This is a genomic window from Bradyrhizobium sp. AC87j1 (assembly GCF_002936975.1).
Classification (GTDB): Bacteria; Pseudomonadota; Alphaproteobacteria; order Rhizobiales; family Xanthobacteraceae; genus Bradyrhizobium; species Bradyrhizobium shewense.
This window is the reverse complement of record NZ_PTFE01000087.1, coordinates 1-26,979: the sequence shown is the minus strand read 5'-3', so window position 1 is coordinate 26,979 and position 26,979 is coordinate 1. Positions and strand designations below refer to the sequence as shown.

Annotated in this window: 24 protein-coding genes; 8 read left to right on the top strand and 16 right to left on the bottom strand. The window is 64.5% G+C overall.

All coding sequences use genetic code 11. The features are described 5' to 3' along the window. Positions 1-32 precede the first annotated feature (32 nt). Positions 33-1,607, bottom strand: a complete 1,575-nt coding sequence (gene ubiB / locus CV770_RS32105) for a 2-polyprenylphenol 6-hydroxylase (protein WP_091962268.1) — start codon at positions 1,605-1,607, stop codon at positions 33-35. Beyond that, positions 1,604-2,365, bottom strand: a complete 762-nt coding sequence (gene ubiE / locus CV770_RS32100; RefSeq protein WP_104465201.1) for a bifunctional demethylmenaquinone methyltransferase/2-methoxy-6-polyprenyl-1,4-benzoquinol methylase UbiE — start codon at positions 2,363-2,365, stop codon at positions 1,604-1,606. The genes ubiB and ubiE overlap by 4 nt, the downstream gene beginning before the upstream one ends. Positions 2,366-2,446: 81 nt before the next feature. Between ubiE and mutM the strand changes: the two genes are divergently transcribed. Beyond that, positions 2,447-3,346 carry a bifunctional DNA-formamidopyrimidine glycosylase/DNA-(apurinic or apyrimidinic site) lyase gene (mutM, locus tag CV770_RS32095; protein ID WP_104465200.1) on the top strand — a complete coding sequence of 300 codons (900 nt, stop codon included), beginning with the start codon at positions 2,447-2,449 and terminating at the stop codon, positions 3,344-3,346. Between the two features lie 224 nt (positions 3,347-3,570). On the opposite strand, the gene CV770_RS32090 is transcribed toward mutM, so the two are convergent. Both CV770_RS32090 and CV770_RS32085 read right to left on the bottom strand, forming a co-directional pair. Continuing rightward, on the bottom strand, positions 3,571-4,314 hold the full coding sequence (locus tag CV770_RS32090; protein ID WP_104465199.1) for a nucleotide-binding protein: 744 nt from the start codon (positions 4,312-4,314) through the stop codon (positions 3,571-3,573). Positions 4,315-4,591: 277 nt separating this feature from the next. Next, the gene (locus CV770_RS32085; RefSeq protein WP_201760132.1) at positions 4,592-5,950 is read right to left on the bottom strand and encodes a peptidoglycan-binding protein; all 1,359 of its coding nucleotides are present in this window, start codon (positions 5,948-5,950) and stop codon (positions 4,592-4,594) included. Positions 5,951-6,195: 245 nt separating this feature from the next. On the opposite strand from CV770_RS32085, the gene CV770_RS32080 reads away from it, so the two are divergent. Next, positions 6,196-6,999 (top strand): HesA/MoeB/ThiF family protein, encoded by an 804-nt coding sequence (locus tag CV770_RS32080; RefSeq protein ID WP_104465197.1) that lies wholly within the window; start codon positions 6,196-6,198, stop codon positions 6,997-6,999. Positions 7,000-7,008: 9 nt separating this feature from the next. Here the strand turns inward: CV770_RS32080 and CV770_RS32075 are convergent, their stop codons facing one another. Then, on the bottom strand, positions 7,009-8,016 hold the full coding sequence (locus CV770_RS32075) for an aldo/keto reductase (protein WP_104465196.1): 1,008 nt from the start codon (positions 8,014-8,016) through the stop codon (positions 7,009-7,011). Positions 8,017-8,135: 119 nt separating this feature from the next. Between CV770_RS32075 and CV770_RS32070 the strand changes: the two genes are divergently transcribed. Continuing rightward, positions 8,136-9,047, top strand: a complete 912-nt coding sequence (locus CV770_RS32070; protein WP_091962247.1) for a LysR family transcriptional regulator — start codon at positions 8,136-8,138, stop codon at positions 9,045-9,047. A gap of 46 nt (positions 9,048-9,093) precedes the next feature. Here the strand turns inward: CV770_RS32070 and CV770_RS32065 are convergent, their stop codons facing one another. Beyond that, positions 9,094-10,095, bottom strand: coding sequence for a 2-hydroxyacid dehydrogenase (locus CV770_RS32065; protein ID WP_091962243.1), 1,002 nt, complete (start codon positions 10,093-10,095; stop codon positions 9,094-9,096). 340 nt (positions 10,096-10,435) lie between these two features. Here CV770_RS32065 and CV770_RS32060 point away from each other — a divergent pair, with 340 nt between their 5' ends. Then, complete coding sequence (locus CV770_RS32060) at positions 10,436-10,966, top strand: SH3 domain-containing protein (protein WP_018323403.1); 531 nt, start codon at positions 10,436-10,438, stop codon at positions 10,964-10,966. Between the two features lie 136 nt (positions 10,967-11,102). On the opposite strand, the gene irrA is transcribed toward CV770_RS32060, so the two are convergent. After that, positions 11,103-11,594 (bottom strand): iron response transcriptional regulator IrrA, encoded by a 492-nt coding sequence (gene irrA, locus CV770_RS32055; protein ID WP_014490952.1) that lies wholly within the window; start codon positions 11,592-11,594, stop codon positions 11,103-11,105. 354 nt (positions 11,595-11,948) lie between these two features. Here irrA and fabA point away from each other — a divergent pair, with 354 nt between their 5' ends. The 3 genes from fabA to fabI all read left to right on the top strand — a co-directional run bounded on the left by fabA (position 11,949) and on the right by fabI (position 14,668). Next, positions 11,949-12,470 carry a bifunctional 3-hydroxydecanoyl-ACP dehydratase/trans-2-decenoyl-ACP isomerase gene (gene fabA, locus CV770_RS32050; protein ID WP_091962240.1) on the top strand — a complete coding sequence of 174 codons (522 nt, stop codon included), beginning with the start codon at positions 11,949-11,951 and terminating at the stop codon, positions 12,468-12,470. Between the two features lie 39 nt (positions 12,471-12,509). After that, a complete protein-coding gene (fabB, locus tag CV770_RS32045) occupies positions 12,510-13,733 on the top strand; it encodes a beta-ketoacyl-ACP synthase I (protein WP_104465195.1) in 1,224 nt (407 codons plus the stop codon). A 137-nt stretch (positions 13,734-13,870) separates the two neighbouring features. Next, complete coding sequence (gene fabI / locus CV770_RS32040) at positions 13,871-14,668, top strand: enoyl-ACP reductase FabI (protein ID WP_104465194.1); 798 nt, start codon at positions 13,871-13,873, stop codon at positions 14,666-14,668. Between the two features lie 117 nt (positions 14,669-14,785). Here fabI and CV770_RS32035 read toward each other — a convergent pair whose 3' ends face one another. From CV770_RS32035 to CV770_RS32020, 4 genes are all read right to left on the bottom strand, one after another. Next, positions 14,786-15,382 (bottom strand): glutathione S-transferase family protein, encoded by a 597-nt coding sequence (locus tag CV770_RS32035; protein WP_104465193.1) that lies wholly within the window; start codon positions 15,380-15,382, stop codon positions 14,786-14,788. Between the two features lie 134 nt (positions 15,383-15,516). Further along, on the bottom strand, positions 15,517-16,446 hold the full coding sequence (locus CV770_RS32030) for a hypothetical protein (RefSeq protein ID WP_245453918.1): 930 nt from the start codon (positions 16,444-16,446) through the stop codon (positions 15,517-15,519). Beyond that, positions 16,428-16,883, bottom strand: a complete 456-nt coding sequence (locus CV770_RS32025; protein WP_104465192.1) for a GNAT family N-acetyltransferase — start codon at positions 16,881-16,883, stop codon at positions 16,428-16,430. Before CV770_RS32025 ends, CV770_RS32030 begins: the two co-directional genes overlap by 19 nt. A gap of 7 nt (positions 16,884-16,890) precedes the next feature. After that, entirely contained in the window at positions 16,891-17,817 is a 927-nt protein-coding gene (locus tag CV770_RS32020; RefSeq protein ID WP_091962224.1) for a hydrogen peroxide-inducible genes activator, read from the bottom strand. 114 nt (positions 17,818-17,931) lie between these two features. Between CV770_RS32020 and katG the strand changes: the two genes are divergently transcribed. Continuing rightward, complete coding sequence (katG, locus tag CV770_RS32015) at positions 17,932-20,097, top strand: catalase/peroxidase HPI (protein ID WP_201760131.1); 2,166 nt, start codon at positions 17,932-17,934, stop codon at positions 20,095-20,097. Positions 20,098-20,327: 230 nt separating this feature from the next. Here katG and pnp read toward each other — a convergent pair whose 3' ends face one another. The 5 genes from pnp to infB form a co-directional block, all read right to left on the bottom strand. Beyond that, positions 20,328-22,484, bottom strand: a complete 2,157-nt coding sequence (gene pnp, locus CV770_RS32010; protein ID WP_038970619.1) for a polyribonucleotide nucleotidyltransferase — start codon at positions 22,482-22,484, stop codon at positions 20,328-20,330. Positions 22,485-22,859: 375 nt separating this feature from the next. Further along, positions 22,860-23,129, bottom strand: a complete 270-nt coding sequence (gene rpsO, locus CV770_RS32005; protein ID WP_008131787.1) for a 30S ribosomal protein S15 — start codon at positions 23,127-23,129, stop codon at positions 22,860-22,862. A gap of 2 nt (positions 23,130-23,131) precedes the next feature. Then, positions 23,132-24,253 (bottom strand): tRNA pseudouridine(55) synthase TruB, encoded by a 1,122-nt coding sequence (gene truB / locus CV770_RS32000; RefSeq protein ID WP_201760130.1) that lies wholly within the window; start codon positions 24,251-24,253, stop codon positions 23,132-23,134. Beyond that, a complete protein-coding gene (gene rbfA, locus CV770_RS31995; RefSeq protein ID WP_104465190.1) occupies positions 24,250-24,696 on the bottom strand; it encodes a 30S ribosome-binding factor RbfA in 447 nt (148 codons plus the stop codon). Before rbfA ends, truB begins: the two co-directional genes overlap by 4 nt. Positions 24,697-24,851: 155 nt before the next feature. After that, a partial coding sequence (gene infB, locus CV770_RS31990) for a translation initiation factor IF-2 (RefSeq protein ID WP_104465206.1) occupies positions 24,852-26,979 on the bottom strand: 2,128 nt, incomplete at its 5' end.

The following is a 26,979-nucleotide window of genomic DNA, read 5'->3' as shown; positions in this document are numbered from 1 at the left end:
GCTTGATTGCAATGCAATCAAACTTTTGGCAGTCATAGATTCCGGACGGCGATCAGGATCCCGATGAAGGTCGCGGCGATGATCCAGAGCGCGACGGTGCGCCAGCGGTTCTTACGGCCCTCGCTGCGACCCATCGCGGCGATGCTCTCCGGCGACAGCCGGATGCCCTCCCGCGTCATGGTCTCGAGCTGCTCGAGCACCTTCACGGACCGCTCGGCGATCTCGGGCATGCGCATCAGCACGCGCGCGATGTCTCCGGTCCCGGCGAGCGCGCCTTGCACCCGGCCGATAGGACCGAGATTGCGCTCGATCCATTCGCGTACCACGGGGTCGGCGACCTTCCAGATATCGAGCCTGGGATCGAAGCCGCGCGCCACGCCTTCGACCACGACCATGGTCTTCTGGAGCAGGATCAACTCGGGACGCGTGGTCATGTCGAACAGGCCGGTGACCTCGAGCAGCAGCGTCAAGAGCCGCGCCATCGAAATCTCTTCCGCCGTGCGGTTGTGGATCGGTTCGCCGATGGCGCGGATCGCCTGCGCGAAGTTCTCGACCGAGTGATGCGCGGGCACGTAACCCGCCTCGAAATGCACCTCGGCAACGCGGCGATAATCGCGGGTGATGAAGCCGAGCAGGATTTCGGCGAGAAAGCGCCGCTCCTTCATGCCGAGCCGGCCCATGATGCCGAAATCGACCGCGACGAGTCGCCCCGCGTCATCCAGGAACAGATTGCCCGGATGCATGTCGGCGTGGAAGAAGCCGTCGCGCAGCGCGTGCCGCAGGAAGCTCTGGATCACCTTGCGGCCGAGATCGGGCAGGTCGACCTGCGATTCCGCCAGGCGCTTGTGATCGTTCAGCGCGATGCCGTCGATCCACTCCATCGTCAGCACGTTGTGCGTGGTGCGGTCCCAGTCCACGGACGGCACGCGGAAATCAGGATCGCCCTGCGTGTTCTCCGCCATCTCCGACAGCGCCGCAGCTTCCAGCCGCAGATCCATCTCCATCGCGACCGAGCGCGACATGGTGTTGATGACCTCGATGAGGCGCAGGCGCCGCGCTTCGGCCGAATAAGCCTCGGCCTTGTGCGCGACAAAGAAGAAATCGGAGAGGTCGCGACGGAAGCGCGTGGCGACGTTGGGCCGAAGCACCTTGACCGCAACCGACTTGCGGATGCCGGCGTGCAAGACCTCGCCGCGATGCACCTGCGCGATCGAGGCCGCCGCGACGGGAGGGCCGAAGCTCACAAACACGTCCTTCAGCGGCCGCTCCAGCGAGGTCGCGATCGCGGCTTCGGCTTCGTCCTGCGGAAACGGCGGCAGGCGGTCCTGGAGACTTTCGAGGTCGCGCGCCATGATCACGCCGACGACGTCGGGGCGTGTGGCCAGGAATTGTCCGAGCTTGAGATAGGCGGGGCCCATCCGCGTCAGCGCGCGCGATATCCGGGGGCCGTGCTTGACGCCACGCCGTTCGACCAGGCGCGCCAGCTTCAGCGCGAGCTGTCCCGGCGGCGGCACCAGGCTCGGATCGACCGAGCCGAACACGCCCTCGCGCGCAAACACGAACGCGGCGCGGATCAGGCGCGCAATGTGGGTGAAGGCAGAGATCACAAACGCCAGCCCGAATGCAGTGCGACGATGCCGCCGGACAGGGTCTGCCAGCTGACGCGGGCGAAGCCGGCGTCGCGGATCATGTCGGCGAAGGCGTTGGGTTTCGGAAACTTGCGGATGGACTCGACGAGATATTGGTAGGATTCGGCGTCGCCCGTGATCATGCGGCCGAGCGGCGGGATCACCTTGAACGAGAACAAGTCGTAGATCCGGTCGAGCCCGGGCATCTCGACGGTGGAGAATTCCAGGCACAGGAAGCGGCTGCCGGGCCTCAGCACGCGATGGGCCTCGCGCAGCGCCAGATCGATCCGGGGCACGTTGCGAATGCCGAAAGCGATCGTATATGCATCGAAGCTGCGGTCGGCGAAGGCGAGCGCTTCGGCATTGCCTTCGACGAAATCGACCCGGGTTTCGAGATGGCGCTTCGCGGCGCGCTCGCGGCCCACCGCCAGCATGTCGGTGTTGATGTCGCAGACGGTGGCATGGAAGCCGGTGCCCGCGGCCTTGGCGGCGCGGAACGAGATGTCGCCGGTGCCGCCTGCGACGTCGAGCAGCGCGAACGGCCGGTCGCTCCTGGGCGGGTCGAGCGCGGTGATCATGATGTCCTTCCAGACCCGGTGCAGGCCACCGGACATCAAATCGTTCATCAAATCATAGCGCGACGCCACGCTGTGAAACACATCGTTCACCAGCGTCTGCTTGTCCCCCAGGGGGACGTCCCTGAAGCCAAAATGCGTGGTTTCGCCCGGCCGATCCATTACTCTACTCCACTGGGCGAACCATAGCGCGCCCGCCGCAATGGCGCTATCACACCGCCCTCATAAGGTGAATGCCTGACCATGCCTGAATTGCCCGAAGTCGAGACCGTCCGCCGCGGCCTTCAGCCTGTGATGGAGGGTGCGAAAATCCTGGTGGCGGAAGCCCGCCGGCCGGACCTTCGCTTTCCGTTCCAGCCGGATTTCGTGGCCCGGCTCCAGGGGCAGGTCGTCACGGGGCTCGGCCGCCGCGCAAAATATCTCATGGCCGATCTCGCCTCCGGCGATGTGCTCTTGATGCATCTGGGCATGTCGGGCTCGTTCCGCGTCATCAAGCCGGACAACGAGGCAGCTCCGGGCGAGTTTCACTATCCGAGGGGTAAGGACTCCACGCACGACCATGTGCTGTTTCGGATGTCCTCCGGCGCCGACATCGTCTTCAATGACCCGCGCCGCTTCGGTTACATGAAAGTGATCGCACGTAGCGCACTCGAAGATGAGCCACTGCTGCGCGACCTCGGCCCCGAACCGCTCGGCAACGAGTTCGACGCCGCGATGCTGGCGCGGTCCTGCGAAGGCAAGACCACCAGCCTGAAGGCCGCGCTGCTCGACCAGCGCGTGGTGGCGGGGCTCGGCAACATCTATGTCTGCGAAGCCCTGCATCGCTCGCATCTGTCGCCGCGCCGGATCGCGGCGACGCTCGCGACCAAGGGTCGCAAGGGCGTTGGCGGCGGCGAGCCGACCGATCATGCGAAGCGATTGGTAGGTGCGATCCACACCGTGCTGAACGACGCCATCAAGGCCGGCGGCTCGTCCTTGCGCGACCATCGCCAGACCTCGGGTGAGCTCGGCTATTTCCAGCACTCGTTCAAGGTCTACGACCGCGAAGGCGAGACCTGCAAGACCCCGCGCTGCGGTGGCACGGTGAAGCGGTTCACGCAGAATGGCCGGTCCACCTTCTGGTGTCAGAAGTGTCAGAAGTGACGTAGCCCGTAGCCCGGATGGAGCGCAGCGAAATCCGGGTCCAGCGTGACCGCGGAGAGACTTCCCGGATTGCGCTGCGCTCCAACCGGGCTACGACGCGAAAATAGAGCGTCGACAAAAACCGCGAAGCGAAGCAATCCGGCCGGGCTGATGGCCGGATTACTTCGTCGCTGGGGCCCTTCCGGATGGTGAAGGGCCGACTGCCGTCAGAGCGATTGCCCCGCTCAGGACGCCAGTGTCGTGGTCTCGTCCGCCGAAAGATCGGCAGCGACATGCAGCATGCCGTCCGCAGGCGACATCACCTGATCGATCAGGACATTGGTCGTGGCGCTGAGCTCGAGCCGGGTTTCGATCCAGCGCCAGAGGCCGCGGATCTCGTCCGCCGACTTCCCGTTCGGCGCGAATTCGCTCACGGCAAGGCCGTTCGCGAGCGAATCCTGGTGGTCGTTACGCATCACGATCAGCGGGCGCGCGAGCACGTCCGAAAGATCGAGCGCCGCTTCCTCGGCGAGGGTGTTGGCGGCGTTGTCGATGCGCTGGCCGCGGATCGGCGTCTGGTTGAGCACGAAGCTGTAGGGCCGCTTCCAGGCGCGTGCGACGCTGAGCGTCGAGACGGTCGCCTCGATGTCGGCGACGCTCGGGCGGGCCGGGATCAGGCAGAGATCGGAATGGCGGATCGCAGCGGTGGTCGCGGCGCTGAGGCCGGCGGCGGTGTCGATGATCGCAAGCTGCAGGCCGCTGTTAGCCAGCATCTTCAGGCGCGGCTCGATGTCGGCGGCGTGATAGATCGGCTCGACGACGAGATCATCGGCGGCGCGGCGGCGCTGCCAGCTCGACAGGGTGCCCTGAGGGTCGGTCTCGATCAGGCGGACGGTGAAGCCGGCCTGCTTGGCCGCGAGCGCGAGCCCGATGGCGAGCGTGCTCTTGCCGCTGCCACCCTTTTGGGTGGCCAGTACGATCGTGTGCATTGGAAGATGAATCCTTTGGATTGCTTGGGTCTCGGGATAACGCCACGCGAACGTGCATCGCTTCTCGATGCTGAGCTCTTCTCGCTCAGGACGTGCCCTGCCCGATCCAAAGGGGACCGCGGATGTCCGAATCAACAGTAACGATGATGGCGAAATCGGGAATGCCGGCGAATCCGTAGCATTACTGGACCAGTAGTCGTACGTACCATGGTCCTCGCTGATGGGTTGCATCCGTGCCGCGCCGCCTCGGGGACACGAGAGTCGTTCTATCGCGGGCTTACTTCCGCACGCAGATCACGCGCACGACAGCGGCCTTGGCGTCCGTCGACGTGCCGTTCGCTGCGACCTCGTTCGCCTTCAGGAAATCGCGCACCGTTTCCGCGGACACCATCACCGCCTGTGATGCCGGCACCGATATCGCGGGTCCCGCGACCATCGCAGGCTTCAACAGCGCAATGCCGGCGAACTTGCCGTCGCCATCGATCGCCGGACCACCGGATAACCCGACCGCCGGCGGTGGGGACAGCATGGAATCGCTGCTCGGGACCGGCGCCAGCGCGGTCTTGGTGCTCGACACGCCGGCCGCGCCGCCCTGGCTCTGCGGATCGGCGATGCCGACGACATCCACGTTCGTCTTGGCCGCGCCGCCAGTAAGGCTGAGCGGCTTCAGGCCGCGCGCGCCGTAGATATGCAGCAGTGCAAGACCGCGCTCCTTGTCCTCGGCGAGGCGCTCGGCGCTGCCATAGCCGGTGATCGTGATGGCGAGGCAGTTGTCGGTGACGAGCCGGTCGGTGACGATCGCGCCGTCGTCGCTGACGACGAGGCCGGTGCCGTACTCGACGGTCTTGCGCGGCGGCGGCCCGGCTTGCGGTCCGGAGGGAAACGCGTTGAACGCGCTCGACATCGCGATCACGACCGGCTCGACCGTGTTCTCGGTCGCCTGGTCGTACAGGATCGTCATGGTGCGGACCTCGTCACCTCTGAAGGTGCCGCGGACGTAAAACTTCTTCAGGCCCTGCAAGCCCGAGAGCACGAAGAAATCGGGCTTCACCACGGTGTAGTCGACCTTGCGCCCGGACGGCTCCTTCTCGAGCTCCGCGAGTTTTGCCGCGGTCGGGTTCGCCTCCTTACGGCGGCTGAGCTGCACCTGCACGGTTCCGGTCGGCGAGGTCCATTTCGAGCCGTTGGCGTCGCTCGCCTGCTGCGGCACCAGTTTCGAGGGGATACCGAGCCGGGCGCCGCTGGTCGGCTCCGTCACGATCTTCCAGCCGACGCCGTCCTGCTTCTTTCGCGCCGTCTCGGCCAGCGCCGCGCGCTCCTGCGGATTGAGCACGCCGGTCGGCTTGCCGCCCTTGGCCTTCTGGTATTCCTTGATAGCGTTGACCAGGCGCGCGCTGACGTCGCCGGTGATGGCGCCGTTGTACTGGCCGACCCAGGCGAGATCGGATTGCAGCGACAGCCGCTCCGCCTGCGCCATAGCATCCGCCGTCGCCGATGGCGTCTGCGTTGCCGGAGGCCGGATTGGCACGGTCTGGACCGGCTTCGGCTTGGTACCGGGGATCTGCGGCGTCGTCATCTGGGCGTGCGCGCCTGTGGCAGCCGCAAACATCAAGGTTGCCGCAAGCATCGGTCTCATGACAAATCCAACCAGCCCATTGAACGCAATGCCATTCAAGCACATCTCGTTGGTCGCGAACAATGTTGGGCTGGTTCAGGCCTAAGGTCGAGCCGCGTACTCAGGTCCTGATCCTGAGGAGCGGCCTCAAGGCCGCTCGAAGGATGGCCGCGGTGAGATCGGGGCCTGCATGGTTCGAGACGGCGCTTTGCGCCTCCTCACCATGAGGAGTGAAAGCGACGGCTTGGTAAGAGAGGCGTACGACGATGCTGAGCCCGGACGAACTCGAACGCTATGCCCGCCATATCGTGCTGCGCGACGTCGGCGGACCGGGCCAGGCGGCGCTGAAGCGGGCCTCCGCGCTGGTGGTCGGTGCCGGCGGGCTAGGCGCGCCGGCGCTGATGTATCTGGCCGCCGCCGGTATCGGCACGCTCGGCGTGGTCGATGACGACGTGGTGTCGCTGTCCAATCTGCAGCGCCAGGTGATCCACACCACGCCCGATATCGGCCGGCACAAGGTCGAGAGCGCGGCCGAGCGGATTGCGGCGCTCAATCCGCATGTTCGCTTCGTCGGACACGCCACCTGGCTGAATGCGGACAATGCGCTCAGCCTGATCGGCGACTACGACCTCGTGCTCGACGGCTCCGATAATTTCTCGACGCGCTATCTGGTCTCGGACGCCTGCTTCTTCGCGAAGCGTCCGCTGATCACGGCGGCGCTCGGCACCTTCGATGGCTCGCTCACCACCATCCGCGCGCACGAGACCAACGAGCAGGGCGAATTCAATCCGACCTATCGCTGCCTGTTTCCGGAGGCGCCGCCGCCGGGTACCGTTCCTGCCTGCGCGGAAGCCGGCGTCATGGGTGCGCTGGCGGGCGTGCTGGGATCGATGATGGCGATGGAGGCGATCCGCGAGATCGTCGGCTTTGGCGACGGCCTCGTCGGCCGCCTCCTGATGATCGATGCGCGCGCGATGCGCTTCGAGACGCTGCGCTACGGGCGCGATCCGGCCAACCCGCTCAATGGCGACGGGCCCGTGGTCACCGACCTCAGCGCCCATCGCACTTGATTTGCCCCGTTACGCCGTGGCGGGCTTCTCGCTGTCGAGATGGGCCATCTGCTCGGCGGCATAGCGCGTGCCGGCGGCAACGTTGGGCGGAAACGCCTTTGCCAATGCTGCGAGATGCGTCTGTGTCAGCGTCACCTTCGTCGCGCCGAGCGCTTCGCTGAGACGATTGCGCGTACGCGCGCCCATGAGCGGGATGATCTCCTTGCCCTGCGCCGCCACCCAGGCGATTGCGACCTGCGCCGGCGTTGCGCCGATTTCGCCGGCGATGGCACGCAGGGACTCCACCAGCGCCAGATTGGCGTCGAGATTTGCGCCCTGGAAGCGCGGCGTCATCAGCCGGTAGTCCTTGCCCGCCCTGCCCGAGTCCTTCGACCAATGGCCGCTGATCAGGCCGCGCGCCAGGACGCCATAGGCGGTGATGCCAATGCCGAGCTCGCGGCAGGTCTTGAGAATGTCGCGCTCGATGCCGCGCTCGATCAGCGAATATTCGATCTGGAGATCGACGATCGGATGCACGGCATGCGCGCGGCGGATGGTGTCGGAGCCGACCTCGGACAGGCCGATATGCCTGATGTAGCCGGCCTTCACGAGATCGGCGAGGCCGCCGATGGTCTCTTCGATGGGAACGTTGGGGTCGAGCCGCGCCGGGCGGTAGATGTCGATATAGTCGGTGCCGAGCCGCTGCAGCGAATAAGCGAGGAAATTCCGGATCGCGGCAGGGCGGCAATCCATGCCGGTGAATTCACCGGCGGGGCCGCGTAGCGCGCCGAACTTGACGCTGATCTGCACCTTGTCGCGCGCCACTTCCTTCAGCGCATCGCGGATCAGCATTTCATTGTGGCCCATGGCATAGAAATCGCCGGTGTCGAGCAGCGTGATGCCGGCGTCGAGGGCCGCATGGACCGTGGCGATGCTCTCGCCGCGATCGGCCGGGCCATAGGCGTCCGACATGGCCATGCAGCCGAGACCAAGGGCAGAGACGCTGGGGCCGGTTGAACCGAGTTTGTGCTGTTCCATGATGGCTCTCCTCGAAAGGCGGCAGGCTGATTGCGCCGCGTGACGAGGGTGGATATGCGCCTGGTCCATTGCGTCGATAAGCTGGACAATCTGGAATGCCTTGTTCACATTACCGAACAATGACCGAGCCTGACCTGCGCGATCTCGACGTCTTCGTGGCAGTCGCCCGCACCCGGAATTTCCGGCGTGCGGCGGTCGAAATTCGCGTGTCGGTGTCGAGCCTTAGCCAGCGCCTACGCGACCTCGAGGAGCGCCTCGGCGTCCGCCTGATGAACCGCACCACCCGCAGCGTCGCCTTGACCGAGGCGGGCGAGCTGCTGCTGTCGCGGGTGGCACCTGCACTGCGCGATGTCGGCGATGCCCTGGCGGAGGTGCGGGGCCTGCGCGAGGTCGCCTCCGGCCGTCTGCGCATCAACGCGCCGCCCCCGGCCGTCGATCTCGTGCTGGCGCCGATGGTCGGGCCGTTTCTCGCCGCGCATCCGCAGGTGGATCTCGACGTCGTGTCCGAAAGCGGTTTCGTCGACATCGTGAGCGGGGGCTACGATGCCGGCGTGCGCTATGGCGAGCATCTCGCGCAGGACATGGTGGCGATCCCGCTGAGCGGTCCGCAGCACTATGTCGTCGTCGCCTCGCCCGATTATGTCGCGCGCCGCGGCGAGCCGAAGCATCCGAAGGATCTGCTCGATCATGATTGCATCCGCGCCCGGTATTCGAGCGGCGTGATGCACGATTGGGAGTTCGAGAAGGCCGGCCAGATCGTGAAGGTCGATCCGCCGGCCAAGCTGATCTCGACCAACATGAACCTTGCGATGCAGGCCGCGCTCGCCGGCGCGGGCATCTGGGCAAGCCTCGACGGTTATGTCGGCGAAGCCCTGAAGTCCGGCGCGCTGGTCAGCCTGATGGAAGACTGGTGCGAGCCGTTTCCCGGACCGTTTCTATACTATCCGAGTCGGCGCCAGACGCCGCCCGCGCTGCGCGCCTTCATCGATTTCGTCGCGGACTGGCGCAAGCGCGAGACGCGCAGACAGTAGACCTTCATGGTGAGGAGATGAGGGTGTGACGCGTGAGGCCGAAACCTCAGAGCATGCTCGGCAGCACGCGATCCGGCGGCTTGTGAGCGTCGAGGAAGGTGCGGATGTTGATGATCACCTTCTCGCCCATCTCGACGCGGCCTTCGATCGTGGCCGAGCCCATATGCGGCAGCAGCGCCACCTTTCCGGCCTTGGCGAGCCGCACCAGCTTTGGATTGACCGCGGGCTCGTGCTCGTAGACGTCGAGCCCGGCGCCGCCGATCTCGCCGCCTTCGATCAGCTTGATCAGCGTGTCCTCGTCGGTCACCTCGCCGCGCGCGGTGTTGACGATGTAGGCGTCTTTGCGGATCAGCTTCAGCCGCCGCGCCGAGAGCAAATGATAGGTCGCCGGCGTGTGCGGACAGTTCACCGAGATGATGTCCATCCGCGCCAGCATCTGATCGAGGCTTTCCCAATAGGTCGCGCCAAGCTCCTCGGCGATCTTCGGCGCGACGGGACGGCGGTTGTGATAGTGGATCTGCAGGCCGAAGGCGCGGGCGCGGCGCGCCACCGCCTGGCCGATGCGGCCCATGCCGATGATGCCGAGCCGCTTGCCGCCGATGCGGTGGCCCAGCATCCAGGTCGGCGACCAGCCCGGCCAGGGCTTTCCTTCGGTCAGAATCGAGGCGCCTTCGATCATCCGCCTGGGCACGGCGAGGATCAGCGCCATGGTCATGTCGGCGGTGTCCTCGGTCAGGACCTTCGGCGTGTTGGTGACGGTGATGCCGCGGGCATGCGCGGCCTCGACGTCGATATTATCGACGCCGTTGCCGAAATTGGCGATCAGCCGCAGCTTGCAGTCGGGCTGGTTGATGATGTCGGCGCTGATATGGTCGGTGACGGTCGGAACCAGCACGTCGGCGGTGCGTGCGGCTTCCGCGATCTGGTCGGCGGACATCGGCGTGTCCTCGAGATTGATCCGCGCGTCGAACAATTCGCGCATCCGCGTCTCGATCGAATCCGGCAGCTTGCGCGTCACCACGACGAGGGGCTTTTTCTTCACCGACATGTCCTGCTCTCATGAGGCGTCGCAAGCCGCCTCTGTCGCCAAAGGCCGGTCGTTGAGGTCTCATTAACCCGGTTGTTCGACACTGCCCTTGCCGTGTCCGTCCCCGGCGTTTCCTTCAAGCTCTCCCGATATTTCCGGCCGGAAAATCGGGGCAAACTGGTTGTTCAAGTGCCCGTCCTCTCTAGCAGAAGGCCGGGCCAAGACAAGAACCACGGGTCAAGGCTTCAAGGAGCCCGGTTTGGGGAACACCCGCGTGGGGCGGGTCAGGGGGTTGCGCGGCAGGTTTTGGAATTTGGGGTGAGGACCGGCTCGGGCCGGGTCTTCGACAGGAGACGGGTTGATGGCGTTGGGGCGTTTTTGTTCGGTGATGGCGCTCGTTTGCACCTGGTTGAGCGCTTCGGTCGGCCCCTCGCATTCGGCCAAGGATACGACGCCCCAGACCGCAAGCGGCCTGCCGGTGCCGCGCTATGTCAGCCTCAAATCGGATCATGTGAACGTCCGCGCCGGCCCGACCAAGGACAATGACGTGGCCTGGGTCTACACCCGTTCGGGCCTGCCGGTGGAAATCACCGCCGAGTTCGAGAATTGGCGCCGGGTGCGCGATTCCGAAGGCGCCGAGGGCTGGGTCTATCACTCGTTGCTGTCGGGCCGCCGCACCGCGGTCGTCACCATGAAGCACAAGGACGACCTCGCCCCGATCTACGATCGCGCCGACCTCGACAGCGCGGTCGCAGCAAGACTCCAGGCCGGCGTCGTCACGCAGGTAAAGAAGTGCGCTGCAAACTGGTGCCGCGTCACCGGCAACGGTTTCGACGGCTGGATCCAGCAGGAGCGCCTCTGGGGCGTGTATTCGGACGAGCAGGTCAACTGACGCGATAGAGCAGCAGCTGCTCGAACGTCATGCCCGGGCTTGTCCCGGGCAACCACGGACTTTCGTGTCGGCCCAAAACGTGGATGGCCGGGACGAGCCCGGCCATGACGATCAATTCAGCGATTCTAGGAAGACCTCAGCGCTTCTTGCGCAGGCGCACGACCATGTCGATGCGCGCGATCTCGTAACCCTCCGGCACCTCCGGCATCTTGGACAGCGCCAGATGCGGATCCTCGATGTCGACCAGCTCATGGCTGTTCTCGAGATAGTAGTGATGGTGGGTGGTAACGTTGGTGTCGAAGTAGGTCTTGGTGCCGTCGACGCTGACCTGGCGGAGCAGGCCGGCATCGGTGAGCTGGTTCAGCGTGTTGTAGACAGTCGCCAGCGACACCGGAACCTTGGCCAGTGTGGCTTCCTCGTAGAGCATTTCAGCCGTGAGGTGGCGAGCACCTTTGCCGAACAACAGCCAGCCCAGTGCCATGCGCTGACGCGTCGGACGGAGTCCGGCGGACTGGAGCATTTCGTTGACGTCGTGCCAGGGGCAGCCGGTGAGAGCCGGCTGGCGGCCGGACAGCAGGGCCGCGGAGTGGACGTCGTCGTCGTGATGGGGCGCAGTATTCTCGCTCATTTCCAGATTTCGGGCACGCGTGAACAATATCTCTCCGTAATATAAGAACAGAAAGATGCAGATGCAAGTTTCTCGCAACTAGAGAGGTTCTAATCAGGCTTGGAACTGGGCCGGGATCGCGTCATTTTACCTTCATGGATGCGCTTTGCTACCCGAAATAGCCTGTGTTAGAGAGCGCCCGGTTCCGCTTAGCCGATTTTGGCGGCAGCCGGGCATCGAAGCCCGGTCCGCAGTCCATCCGGGGCATGCGGGCGCAGCGCCTGACGGTGGCAATTGGCGTTGCTCTCCGACCGAGACGGGGCCCATTTTCGCCAAAAAGCGCCGCTCAATCGGAATTCAAACAGAGGCTCGTGCATGCTGAACAGGCGCAACGGTTACGAATACGAAGATCTGCTGGCCTGCGGCCGCGGCGAGATGTTCGGCCCGGGCAATGCCCAGCTGCCGTTGCCGCCGATGCTGATGTTCGACCGCATTACGGACATCAGCGACAATGGCGGCGAGTTCGGCAAGGGGGTGGTGCGCGCCGAGCTCGACGTGAAGCCCGACCTCTGGTTCTTCGGCTGCCACTTCAAGAACGACCCGGTGATGCCCGGCTGCCTCGGCCTCGACGCGCTGTGGCAAATGGTCGGCTTTTACCTGGGCTGGACCGGAGGCGAAGGTCGTGGTCGCGCGCTTGGCCTGAACGAGCTGAAGTTCAGCGGCCAGGTGCTGCCCGAGGCCCGCAAGGTTGTGTACAACGTCGATATCAAACGCGTGATGCGTTCAAAGCTGGTGCTCGGTATCGCCGACGGGTGGCTTTCGGTCGATGACCAGATTATTTATCGCGCCAAGGACTTGAAGGTTGGCCTGTTCAAGCAGGGCACGAGCCTGGGCTGAGCGCATCACCAAGACATCAACGATTAAGGCGAGGCTGTCATGAGGCGGGTTGTGGTCACCGGGATGGGCATCGTCTCGTCGATCGGAAACAACACCCAGGAAGTGCTTGCGAGCCTTCACGAGGCGAAGTCAGGCATTTCGCGGGCTGAGAAATATGCCGAGCTCGGCTTCCGTTCGCAGGTGCAGGGCGCGCCGACGCTCGATCCCGCCACGGTGGTCGACCGCCGCGCGATGCGTTTCCTCGGTCAGGGCGCGGCATGGAATCACGTCGCGATGGAACAGGCGATCCAGGACTCCGGTCTATCGCCTGACGAAGTCTCCAACATCCGCACCGGCATCATCATGGGCTCCGGCGGCCCCTCCGCCCGCACCATCGTCGAATCCGCCGACATCACCCGCACCAAGGGACCGAAGCGTGTCGGACCGTTTGCGGTGCCGAAGGCGATGTCGTCCACGGCCTCGGCGACGCTTGCGACCTGGTTCAAGATCAAGGGCGTGAACTATTCGATCTCGTCGGCCTGCGCGACGTCGAACCATTGCGTCGGCAATGCCTATGAGACGATCCAGATCGGCAAGCAGGACGTCATCTTCGCCGGCGGCTGCGAGGAGCTGGACTGGTCGCTCTCCGTGCTGTTCGACGCCATGGGTGCGATGTCCTCGAAATACAATGACACGCCCGCCACCGCCTCGCGTCCCTACGACGTCAACCGCGACGGCTTCGTCATCGCCGGCGGTGCCGGCGTACTGGTGCTGGAAGAGCTCGAACATGCCAAGGCGCGCGGCGCCCGCATTTACGGCGAGATCGTCGGCTACGGCGCGACCTCGGACGGCTACGACATGGTCGCGCCCTCGGGCGAAGGCGCCGAGCGCTGCATGCGCATGGCGATGTCGACGGTGAAGACCAAGGTCGACTACATCAATCCGCACGCGACCTCGACGCCGGCCGGCGACCCGCCGGAGATCGACGCGCTCCGCCGCGTGTTCGGAAGTGGCGAGAAGTGCCCGCCGATCTCGGCGACCAAGGCGCTGACCGGCCACTCGCTGGGCGCCACCGGCGTGCAGGAGGCGATCTACTCGCTGCTGATGATGAATAACGGCTTCATCTGCGAGAGCGCCCACATCCAGGAGCTCGATCCCGTGTTCGCCGACATGCCGATCGTTCGCAAGCGCATCGACAACGTCAAGATCGGCACCGTGCTGTCGAACTCCTTCGGCTTCGGCGGCACGAACGCCACGCTGGTGTTCAGCCGAATGGATGTGTGACGTCGTTGTTGGCGCACTGTTGATTTTCTCGTCATGGCCGGGCTTGTCCCGGCCATCCACGTCTGGGGCCCATGCTGCGAAGGACGTGGATGCCCGCGACAAGCTCGGGTACGACGAAAGCGGAGGGTGATCGAGAGATGGAAGGTCTGATGAAAGGCAAGCGCGGTCTGATCATGGGCATCGCCAATGATCATTCGATCGCCTGGGGCATGGCGAAGACGCTGCATGCGCACGGCGCCGAGCTTGCCTTTACCTTCCAGGGCGAGGCCCTCGGCAAGCGCGTCAAGCCGTTGGCGGAGCAGCTCGGCGTCGATCTGGTGCTGCCCTGCGACGTCGAGGACATCGCCAGCGTCGATGCGACCTTCAATGTACTCCGCGAAAGTTGGGGCAAGCTCGATTTCGTCATCCACGCGATCGGCTTTGCCGACAAGAACGAGCTGAAGGGCCGCTACGCCGACACCAGCCGCGAGAACTTTTCACGCACTATGGTGATCTCCTGCTTCTCGTTCACGGAAGTGGCAAAGCGCGCCGCCGAGCTGATGACCGAGGGCGGCAGCATGATCACGCTGACCTTCGGCGCCTCGGAGCGCGCGATGCCGAACTACAACGTGATGGGGGTGGCCAAGGCGGCGCTGGAAGCCTCCGTGCGCTATCTCGCCGCCGATTTCGGACCGCGCGGCATCCGCGTCAACGCGATCTCCGCGGGCCCCATTCGCACGCTTGCCGGCTCCGGCATCGGCGAGGCGCGCGCGATGTTCGCCTTCATGCAGAAGCATTCGCCGCTCCGCCGCGGCGTCACGCTCGACGAGCTCGGCGGCTCGGCGCTGTATCTGCTGTCGGATCTCTCCGGCGGCGTGACCGGCGAGATCCACTATGTCGATTCCGGCTACAACATCGTCCTGATGCCGCGGCCGGACGATATGAAGGCGGAATAGACGAAGCTGCCGTAGGGTGGGCAAAGGAGCGTAAGCGACGTGCCCACGATCTCTCAGCGGTCGCCATAGATAGAAGACGTGGGCACGCTACGCTTTGCCCACCCTACGAGAGTTCGGCTAACCCGCCGCGATCTTCTCCGCCCGCTGGAACGCCGGACGTGCCATGCAGCGTGCGAGATAGGCATCGAAGGCGGGGCGCGACGGCACCATCTTGAACAGGCGCACCGCGTAATTCAGGCCCGAGCCGATCGTGATGTCGGCGGCCGAAAACTCCTCGCCGAGAATCCACGGCCCCTTGGCAAGCGCAGCTTCCAGCACGTCGAACACCTGCGTCGCGCTGCCCCAGGCGGCGGTCGAGGTCGGGATTTCGATCTTGGTGAAGATCTGGATGATGGCGGGCTCGATGCAGCCCGGCGAGAAGAACAGCCATTGCAGATAGCGGGCGCGGCGCGGATCGGTCACGGCAGGCGCAAGCTTCGTCTCCGGATAGCGGTCGGCAATATAGGCGCAGATCGCGGCGCCCTCGCCGAGCGCGGCGTCGCCGTCGCTGAGCGCGGGAACCTTGCCCATCGGATTGATCTTCAGATAGTCCGGCGCCTTCTGGGCGCCAGTCGAGATGTCGGTCAGCACGCGTTCATAGGCAAGGCCGCTCTCTTCCATCAGCCAGAGCGTCGTGAACGAACGCGAGCGGGGCGACCAATAGAGCTTGATCATGGCGGGGAACCTTCCATCTGCGTGAGGCGGGCGAGGCTATTCATCGCGTGTCTGCTTCGAAATCGCAACGCACCACGGTTGGTCCGATGCGGCGATCGGTCGTCAACATCTTGGTCGACGCGAATGAGTGCGTGTCAGTCTTGCTTCAGATAGCCGGGAAGCCCCCGATCGAGCCGGTCGGTGATGAGCGCCCGCGTTCTCTCGCGCAGGATCGCGCTGCTCGAAGCGGTCGCGGGCGGGTTGGGGAACTGGTCATTGTCGAGCTTGTTAAGCGGGTCTTCGGTCAGTCGCATACTTGCGGCGAAGTTCGCGCCGAAATTTACAAAGGGGCGCTTGATCTCCTCGTAGCTCCGGCCGTCGATCAGGTTGATCGAGATGTTCGCGAACAAATGCGAATGCCGGATCAGATTTCCGAGCCCTTGATTGAATGTGCCGATTCCGTTCAACATCATGCGGCTGCCCGGCAATTCTCCCTTGTACGTCGTCGCAACCAGATAGCGATCGCAGCTCACGTTCGGCGTGATGCCACGCACGATCGCTGGCAGGCGTTCGTTGGGATCGGGAATGAATCGCGATTTCGGATGATAGAACGGTTCGAAGGCGCCCTTGGGGTAGGCGATCCTGCGAACACCGGGATCGCCGCCGGTTGCCGCTTTCACGCGCGCTAACACGAGATCGTCGAGACCCCAGTCGATAGGAACTTCGGCCTCCTCGTTCTCGAAGATGGTCAGCCCGAACTTCTGGACGGAGTAGCGCTCCCCGATCACGGAGATTACGCCGAGCTTGCAGGGGCCGACGTCCACCGCTTGCGGTTTGTTCGCTGCCGGATGCTTGGCCTTCGGCGCAGCCTTTCTCGCAACAGGCTTGGCTGTTGCCGGCGGTGTGGCAGTTGGTGGAGCGGAGGGAGACTGGGCCCATCCGGTCGATGCACAAAGCGATGCGAACAGGGCGGCGACGGCGAGATTGCGTAACATGACTCGGGAGCGGAAGTTGCTGAGATGCAATCCGCAAACTAGAGCGTGCGGGGCGCCTCCGCAAGCAGAACCTATGACGTCTTCTGCCACCGATAATATTTCATCATGAACCCGTTTGACGCCTCGATCTCTTCCTTCTCGAACACAAAACCTTCGCGCTCGTACCAGCGCCAGGCCTTTTCGTTCTCGCGCACGCAGCGCAGATACATCTCATCCGGCATTTGCGTGCGAGTGAAGGCGAGCAGCTTTCGCCCGAGCGATTGCCCCTGATAGTCGGGTCCGACGAAAAGCATGTCGAGATAGAGTTTTGGCACATGCAGCGCCAGCATGGCGGCGATGGTGCCGCGATCATCAGCGACGAACAGGCTCCAGCCGTTCTCGATCTCGCGCCGGATGCGCGCGCGGAGATTGGCGAGCAGAAAGTCGCTGGCCTCGCCGAGGCCGGTCGAGACCCAGCTCTCCATCCAGACGCGGCCGACCTCGTCATATTCGTCGGCGCGGGCGGGGCGGATGATCGGGTGCGACATCGGAGCCTCAGGCCCGCTGGCTGCGCACAGGCGGGCGTGCGCGCACTTTGCCGGCCGACAGGCACACCACTTCGGAGATTTGCAGCAGCTGCCGCGCCAGCGGGCTGGTCTTGCGCCAGACCATGCCGATGGTGCGGAATGGCTGCGGGTCGCGGAAGCGCGCGAGCGAGACCGACGCCGATCGCGTTTCCACTGGCACCGCCATCTCCGGGATCAACGTGACCCCGATGCCGGCGCTGACCATCTGGACCAGCGTCGACAGCGAATTGGCATCCAGCATCTCGCGCGGTGGCGCCGACTGCATGTTGCAAAACGACAGCGCCTGATCGCGGAAGCAGTGTCCCTCTTCGAGCAGCAACAGGCGCATCTCGCGCATCATCTCGCGCGACGGCGCCGGGGTCCCCTCATCTGCGCTCGGCCGGACCAGCAGGAATTTCTCCTCGAACAGGGCGACCTCGGTGAGCGAAGGCTCGGACACCGGCAGCGCCACGATGGCGGTGTCGAGCCGTCCCTCCACCAGCTCCTGGATCAGCCGCGGCGTCATCGTTTCGCGCACGCGGATGTCGAGCTCCGGATGCATGCGCGTCAGATTCTTCGTGATGGTGGGCAGCAGATACGGCGCGATCGTCGGGATCATGCCGATGCGCAGGCGGCCGGCGAAGCGGTCCTGCGAGGCGCGGGCGAAATCGCCGAGCTCATCGACCGAGCGCAAAATGTCGCGGACGCGTTGCGCGAGCTCCTCGCCGAACCGGGTCAGCGCCACCTGCCGGGCGCTGCGCTCCAGCAGCAGGCCGCCGAGCGTCTCCTCCAACTCCTTGATCTGCATCGACAAGGCCGGTTGCGAGATGGAGCAGGACTCGGCCGCCCGGCCAAAATGGCCATGACGCGCCAGCGCGTCGAAATACCGGAGCTGGCGCAGCGTCAGGTTTATCATCAGAAAATCCTATCGCAGCGATCATTAAAGTCAACTTTACCTGATAGGACGCGACGCTTAGAGTGGTTCTACCTGGTCAAAGGCGCAAGTTCGACGCCACCAGAGGAGGTATTCATGGACGACACTTCGAAGTGCCCGTTTTCGGGTGGAAAACGCGTGCCAGCGAACCGCGATTGGTGGCCAACTCAGCTCAGCATCGAGATGCTGCACAAGAATTCCGGCCTGTCCGATCCGATGGGCGGCGAATTCGACTATGCCAAGGAATTCAAGACGCTCGACCTTAACGCGGTCGTCAAGGATCTGACCGCGCTGATGACGGACTCGCAGGAGTGGTGGCCCGCCGATTTCGGTCACTATGGCGGTCTCATGATCCGCATGGCCTGGCACAGCGCAGGCACCTACCGCATCACCGACGGCCGTGGCGGCGCCGGTGCCGGCCAGCAGCGTTTCGCACCGCTCAACAGCTGGCCCGACAACGCCAACCTCGACAAGGCACGCCGGCTGCTGTGGCCGATCAAGCAGAAATATGGCCGCAAGCTCTCCTGGGCCGACCTGATGGTTCTCGCCGGCAACGTCGCGCTGGAATCGATGGGCTTCAAGACCTTCGGCTTCGCTGGCGGACGCGCGGACGTCTGGGAGCCGGAAGAGCTCTATTGGGGTCCCGAAGGCACGTGGTTGGGTGATGAGCGCTACAGCGGTGAACGCCAGCTCGCCGAGCCGCTCGGCGCGGTGCAGATGGGCCTGATCTACGTCAATCCGGAAGGCCCGAACGGCAAGCCGGATCCGGTTGCCGCGGCCAAGGACATCCGCGAGACCTTCGCCCGCATGGCGATGAACGACGAAGAGACCGTCGCGCTGATCGCCGGCGGCCACTCCTTCGGCAAGACTCACGGCGCCGGCGATCCGTCGCTGGTCGGTCCGGAGCCGGAAGCGGGCGCGCTCGAGGATCAAGGCCTCGGCTGGAAGAGCAAGCACGCTTCGGGCCTCGCCGGTGATTCCATCACCAGCGGTCTCGAAGTGACCTGGACGACGACGCCGACCAAGTGGAGCAACAACTTCTTCGAGAACCTGTTCAACTACGAATGGGAGCTTACGAAGAGCCCGGGCGGTGCGAACCAGTGGACCGCCAAGGGCGCCGACGCGATCATTCCCGACGCCTTCGACAAGTCGAAGAAGCATCGGCCGACCATGCTGACGACCGACCTCTCGCTGCGCTTCGATCCGGCCTACGAGAAGATCTCGCGTCGCTTCCTGGAGAACCCGGCTCAGTTCGCGGACGCCTTCGCCCGCGCCTGGTTCAAGCTCACCCATCGCGACATGGGTCCGATCCAGCGCTATCTCGGCCCTCTGGTGCCGAAGGAAACGCTGATCTGGCAGGATCCGATTCCGGCCGTGAATCACGAGCTGGCCAGCGAGCAGGACATCGCTGCGCTGAAGAGCAAGATCCTGGCTTCGGGTCTGTCGGTCTCCGAGCTGGTCTCGACCGCCTGGGCGTCCGCCTCGACGTTCCGCGGCTCCGACAAGCGCGGCGGCGCCAACGGCGCGCGCATCCGTCTTGCCCCGCAGAAGGATTGGGAGGTGAACCAGCCGGCTCAGCTCTCCAAGGTTCTCGGCAAGCTTGAAGCGATCCAGAAGGACTTCAACGCGTCCTCAGGCGCGAAGAAGGTCTCGCTCGCGGATCTGATCGTGCTCGGCGGTTCTGCCGCGGTCGAGAAGGCGGCCAAGGATGCCGGCGTCGACGTGAAGGTCGGCTTCACGCCGGGCCGCATGGATGCCTCACAGGCGCAGACCGACGCTGAGTCCTTCGCGCCGCTCGAGCCGCGGGCCGATGGCTTCCGCAACTATGTCGGCAAGAAGCATCAGTTCCTGCAGCAGGAAGAAGCCCTCGTCGATCGCGCGCAGCTTCTGAAGCTGAGCGGCCCCGAGCTGACCGCGCTGGTCGGCGGCTTGCGCGTGCTCGGCGCCAATGCGAACGGCTCGAAGCACGGCGTCTTCACGTCGAAGGTGGGCACGCTGAGCAACGACTACTTCGTCAACCTGCTCGGCATGAGCACGCAATGGACGCCGGCTTCCGACGGCACTTACGAGGCCCGCGACCGCAAGACCAATGCGGTGAAGTGGACCGGCACGCGCGCCGACCTGATCTTCGGCGCACACTCGCAGCTCCGCGCCTTCGCCGAGGTCTATGCTTCGTCGGACTCCAAGGAGAAGTTCGTAAAGGACTTCGCCAAGGCCTGGACCAAGGTGATGAACCTCGACCGTTACGACATCGCGGGCTGAGGTCGACTGATCTCACCTCGGGCTCGATGCAACCTCTCCCGCTTGCGGGGGAGGTCGCGCCGAAGGCGCGGGTGGGGGCTCTCTCGTCGTTGGGAGTCTCTTTGCGGAAGCACCCGCACCCCAACCTTCCCCCGCAAGCGGGAGAGCGGGCGCATCTCGCCCGGAGCGAACACAAACAAAAAGGGCGGCCCTTCGGCCGCCCTTTCGTTTTTCTGCAGTGTAGCGAGCGCTTACTCGCCGGCGGCTTCGCGCGGGGCCTTCTCGCCCTCGCCGCCCTTGCCCTCGAGGTCTTCGCCGGTGGTCTGATCGACCACCTTCATCGACAGGCGGGTCTTGCCGCGATCGTCGAAGCCGAGCAGCTTGACCTTGACCTTGTCGCCTTCCTTGACGACGTCGGAGGTCTTCTGCACGCGCGCCGAAGCGAGCTGGCTGATGTGGACGAGACCGTCCTTGGAGCCGAAGAAGTTCACGAAGGCGCCGAACTCCATCACCTTGACGACGGTGCCGTCATAGATCTGGCCGACTTCCGGATCGGAGGCGATCGACTTGATCCACTTGATCGCAGCCTTCATGGCCTCGCCGTCGCTGGAGGCGACCTTCACGGTGCCGTCGTCCTCGATGTTGACCTTGGCGCCGGTCTTCTCGACGATCTCGCGGATCACCTTGCCGCCGGTGCCGATCACTTCGCGGATCTTGTCGGTGGCGATCTTAAAGGTCTCGATGCGCGGCGCGTATTCGCCGAGCTCGGCGCGGGCGTTGGTGAGCGCCTTGGCCATCTCGCCGAGGATGTGGATACGACCATCCTTGGCCTGGGCCAGTGCCACCTTCATGATCTCTTCGGTGATGCCCTCGATCTTGATGTCCATCTGGAGCGAGGTGATGCCCTGCTCGGTACCGGCGACCTTGAAGTCCATGTCGCCGAGATGGTCCTCGTCGCCGAGGATGTCCGAGAGAACCGCGAAGCGCTTGTCTTCGAGGATCAGGCCCATCGCGATGCCCGCGGTCGGCCGCTTCAGCGGCACGCCGGCATCCATCAGCGCGAGCGAAGCGCCGCAGACCGAAGCCATCGAGGACGAACCGTTCGACTCGGTGATCTCCGACACCACGCGCGTGGTGTAGGGGAATTCGTGGTGCGGCGGCAGCACCGGGTGGATCGCGCGCCAGGCGAGCTTGCCGTGGCCGATCTCGCGACGCTTGGTGCCGCCGAGGCGACCGGTCTCACCGACCGAGTAGGGAGGGAAGTTGTAGTGCAGCAGGAACGTCTCTTTGTACGTTCCCGACAGCGCGTCGATGTACTGCTCGTCCTCGCCGGTGCCGAGCGTGGTCACGACCATCGCCTGGGTCTCGCCGCGGGTGAACAGCGCCGAACCGTGGGCGCGGGGCAGCACGCCGACTTCGGCGACGATGTTGCGGACGGTCTTGCTGTCGCGACCGTCGATGCGCTTGCCGGTGTCGAGGATGTTCCAGCGAACGATCTTGGCTTCGAGCTCCTTGAACACGCCGGCGATGCGCAGCTTGTCGTATTTCGGCTCCTGCCCTTCCGGGAAGTAGTGGGCGATCACCTTTTCCTTGACCTTGCCGACCGCGGCGTAGCGATCCTGCTTGACCGGAATGGCGTAGGCGGCGCGCAGCTCCTGCTCGACGAGGCCGAGCATTTCCTTCTCGAGCGCCGAATTGTCGATCACGGTGACTTCGCGCGGCTCCTTCGCAGCCTTCTCGGCGAGCTCGATGATCGCGTTGATGACCGGCTGGAAGTGGCGGTGACCGAACATCACCGCGCCGAGCATGATGTCTTCGTTCAGCTCCTTGGCTTCCGATTCCACCATCAGCACGGCGTCGGCGGTGCCGGCGACGACCAGGTCGAGCTGGGTGTCGACCATCTCGTCGAGCGTCGGGTTGAGGATGAACTCGTCATTGGCGAAGCCGACGCGTGCCGCGCCGATCGGGCCCTTGAAGGGCGCGCCGGACAGCGTCAGCGCAGCGGACGAAGCCACCAGCGCGACGATATCAGGATCGTTTTCCATGTCGTGCGAGAGCACGGTGACGATCACCTGGGTCTCGTTGCGCCAGCCGTCGACGAACAGCGGACGGATCGGACGATCGATCAGGCGGGAGACCAGCGTCTCCTTCTCGGTCGGACGTCCCTCGCGCTTGAAATAGCCGCCGGGAATGCGGCCCGCAGCGTAGGTCTTCTCCTGGTAGTCGACGGTCAGCGGCAGGAAGTCGACGCCTTCGCGCGGCGCCTTGGCCGCGACGACGGTGGCGAGCACCACGGTCTCGCCATAGGTGGCGACGACGGCGCCGTCGGCCTGACGGGCGATCTTGCCGGTTTCCAGCTTGAGAGTGCGTCCACCCCAGTCGATCTCGACCGAATGCTTATTGAACATAGATGTCTTCTTTCATGGGTTCTCGAAAGAAGGACGGCTCGAAAAACAAAAACCATGCGCAAGATTGCGGGGCGCTGATCGAAGCGGGTGATCAGCGTCCTGCGATCCTGCCATGGTTTTTGGATTTCGGATGGCGTCCATCCTTTCGGATCATACGGGCGCCTTGCCCGTTGTGCCCAGCCGCCGGATTGCTGCTGGACTGTCAGTCGGCACGAATGCGAACACCGAATTGCGATCTTCGCTCATCATGCCCGGATGCTGGCCGTCAACGGCCCGCATCCGACGTGCACGCAACCTCGATCAAAAAGCTTAAAATAAGCGCTTTCGTTCGAAACCACGTGCGAAAACGCGCGCCGTTGGCGCGCGCTAGAACTCTTAACGGCGAATGTTGTGCTTCTCGAGCAGCGCCTTGTAACGCGCCTCGTCCCGCTTCTTGAGGTAGTCGAGCAGCGAGCGGCGGGTCGAGACCAGCTTCAAGAGGCCGCGACGCGAATGGTTGTCCTTCACGTGGGTCTTGAAATGGTTGGTGAGGTTGTTGATGCGTTCCGACAGGATCGCGACCTGAACCTCGGGCGAGCCGGTATCGCCGGCCTTGTTGGCATTCGTCTTGATGACTTCCGCTTTGCGTTCTGCGGCAATCGACATCGTCAATTTCTCTCGTTGCGACCGGGGCTGGCAGTCAGGCCGGTCAGGTTGAACACACGCTTGGGGATGATTTCGCCATTGCCGACTTCAGCAAGCGCGAGAAGATGGCCTGCCACCGTGACATAGACTGTGCCGCTACAAGTGGGCGCATCCCGTCCGCGCAACAAAACGGCCTGGCCCCGATGGAGCCTTGCCGCATCAGCCCGAGTGACGGCCAGTGCCGGGATGTCGTCCAGCGCGGTCTCAACGGGCATAAGCGCGTCGGCGAGGCTACCCTCGCCGGACGCGGCTCTATCGCACAAAGCCTCCAGCTGATCCAGCGGAATCATGTCGTTTTCGCCAAATGGGCCGACCAGGGTCCGCCTGAGCGCGCAGATATGGCCGTAAGTACCGAGAATCCGGCCCATATCGCGGGCCAGCGCCCGGACGTAGGTGCCCTTGCCGCATTCGGCCTCGAATACGGCCCGGTCGTTATCCGGTTGATCCACAAGAATTAATTGGTGAATTTCGACCGGGCGGGGAGCCAGCTCCACGACCTCGCCATCGCGGGCGAGGTCGTAGGCGCGCTCGCCCTGGATCTTGATCGCGGAATAACGCGGCGGGATCTGCTCGATCACCCCGGTGAAGCGGGGCAACAGGGCCAGGATGGCCTCGCGGGTCGGACGCTGGTCGGAGGTCGCGGTCACCCGGCCCTCGATGTCGTCGGTGTCGCGCTCCTCGCCCCAGCACACCGTGAACTGGTAGCGCTTGCGGCCGTCCATGACGAAGGGAACGGTCTTGGTGGCTTCCCCGAGCGCGATCGGCAGCCCGCCCGAGGCGAGCGGATCGAGCGTGCCGGCGTGTCCGGCGCGCTTGGCGTTGAACAGGCGCTTGAGCACCGCGACCGCCTGCGTCGAGGTCATGCCGATCGGCTTGTCGAGCACGACCCAGCCATGGACGTCGCGCCGGTCGCGGCGAACCTGGTTGCCCTTCTGCTTGGCATTGGCACGCGGATCGTTGTTGACGCGGCGCGGCTCCTGATGCGGCTGCGAATCGCCGCCCATGTCCGCAAAATTATTTTTCTGCACCTCGCGCTGATCGGCCTGTTCGCCGCTGATCGTGTCGTGAGCCGGGTCCATGGTCATCGTTCTTCTTCCCGATCCGTCTCCGGATCCTGTTCCAAATCCTGTTCGAGGTCCTTCTGAACCGCAGGTGTTCGCAAAAGCTTCTCGATCCGTTCCGCTTCGTCGAATCGTTCGTCGACGCGGAAACGAAGATCAGGTGCAAATTTCAGGTTAACGCGCCGCGCGACCTCGCCGCGCAGAAACTTCTTGTTGCGTTCGAGCGCAGCAATGACGACCGCGGTGTCGTGGCCACCGAGCGGCATCACATAGACTGTCGCGAGCTTCAGGTCGGGCGACATCCGCACCTCCGGCACGGTGATGATGTGACCTTCAAGATCCGCATCATGCACATTGCCTTGCGCCAGAATATCGGCCATCGCGTGGCGAACCTGCTCGCCGACGCGCAACTGACGTTGCGAGCCTCCGCCGGGTGCGGAAGTTTTTTTCTGATGATGGCGTGGCATTCTCGAAAATCACCTCGTCATGCCCGCGTTTGGGACACGAGCATTGTCATTTGTCCTGTTGAAACGAATGCGGTGCGATGGCCGGAATAAATCCGGCCATCGCACTCCCGCAATTGCAGCTCAAAAAGATCCAGTCGCTTCGGTAAGATTTGGACTTACAGGGAGCGCTGGATCGTCTCCACGCGATAACACTCGATGACATCGCCTGCGCGCATGTCGTGGTAGTTCTCGAAGGCCATGCCGCATTCCTGACCGGACTGGACTTCCTTCACTTCGTCCTTGAAACGCTTCAGCGTCGACAGCTTGCCTTCGTGCACGACGACGTTGTCGCGGATCAGGCGCACATTGGCGCCGCGTTCCACGGTGCCGTCGGTGACGCGGCAGCCGGCGACCTTGCCGACCTTGGAGATGTTGAAGATCTCCAGGATGGAGGCATTGCCGAGCATGGTTTCGCGCAAGGTGGGCGCGAGCAGGCCGCTCATCGCCTTCTTCACGTCGTCCACGAGGTCGTAGATGATGTTGTAGTAGCGGATCTCGATGCCGTTGCGCTTGGCCGCCGCAGCGGCCTCCTTGTTGGCACGAACCGAGAAGCCGATGATCGCGGCGTTGAAGCCTTCGGCCAGCGTCACGTCGGATTCCGAGATGCCGCCGACGCCGGCATGCAGGATGCGGGCTGCGACTTCGTCGGTGCCGAGCTTCTCCAGCGAGCCGAGGATCGCTTCCAGCGAGCCCTGCACGTCGGCCTTGATGATCAGCGGGAATTCCTTGCGGCCCGCGGTCTTCAATTGCGACATCATCTGCTCGAGCGAGCCGCGCATGCCGGAGATCGAGGCAGCCGCGTTCTCGCGCTTCTGGTGCGCACGGTAGCTGGTGACCTGGCGGGCGCGGGCTTCGTTCTCGACCACGGCGAGACGGTCGCCGGCTTCCGGCGGACCGTTGAAGCCGAGCACTTCGACCGGCACCGACGGGCCGGCTTCCTGCACGGTTTCGCCCTGATCCGAGATCAGCGCGCGGACGCGGCCCATCTCGGCGCCTGCGACGATGATGTCGCCGACCCGGAGCGTGCCGCGCTGGACCAGCACGGTCGCGACCGGACCGCGGCCGCGATCGAGCTTGGCTTCGATCACGGTGCCCTCGGCCGGCCGTTCCGAATTGGTCTTGAGGTCGAGGATATCGGCCTGGAGCGCGATCATCTCGAGCAGCTTGTCGAGATTGGTCTTGTTCTTGGCGGACACTTCGACGTCGACGACTTCGCCGCCGAAGGATTCCACCTGCACCTCGTGCTGGAGCAGCTCGGTGCGCACGCGCTCGGGCTTGGCGTCGGGCTTGTCGATCTTGTTGATGGCAACGATGATCGGCACCCGCGCCGCCTTGGCGTGGTTGATGGCTTCGATCGTCTGCGGCATGACGCCGTCATCGGCCGCAACCACCAGCACGACGATGTCGGTCACCTTGGCGCCGCGGGCGCGCATCGCGGTGAACGCGGCGTGACCGGGCGTGTCGATGAAGGTGATCTTCTTCCCGCTTTCGGGCGACAGCACCTGATAGGCGCCGATATGCTGGGTGATGCCGCCGGCTTCGCCGGAGACGACGTTGGCATGACGGAGCGCGTCGAGCAGCGAAGTCTTGCCGTGGTCGACGTGACCCATGACGGTCACCACGGGCGAACGGGTCTCGGTGTCGGTCGAATCGTCGGTGGCGTCGAACAGACCTTCTTCAACGTCGGAGGCAGCAACGCGCTTGACGGTGTGGCCGAGCTCTTCGGCAATGAGCTGCGCGGTGTCGGCGTCGATCACGTCGGTGATCTTGTGCATCGCGCCCTGCTTCATCAGCATGCGGATGACGTCGACCGCGCGCTCGGCCATGCGGTTGGCGAGCTCCTGGATCGTGATCGCTTCCGGAATGACCACCTCGCGGATGAGCTTTTCCTTCGGCTCGTTCGAGGCGTGCCCCTTCAGGCGCTGGGTACGGCGGCGGAACGAGGCGATCGAACGCTCGCGGACTTCGTCGGCATTGAGCGCGGTGACGACGGTCAGGCGGCCGCGCTCCTTCTGCGGGCCGGGCTTGTGGGTGGGCTTGGGGGCTACCACGGGACGCGCGGCGCCGCCGGGACCGCGGCGGATCTGGCGCGGACCATCGTCCTCGTCCGGGCCGGCAGCAACCGCGGGAGCGCGGCCCAACGGGCCACCTGCCGGTCTCGCTGTGGTCGTTCCGGGGCGCGCGGTCGATGTTCCCGGGCGTGCCGTGGTGGTGCCGGCCCGGACGAGGACGATGGTCCGCGCC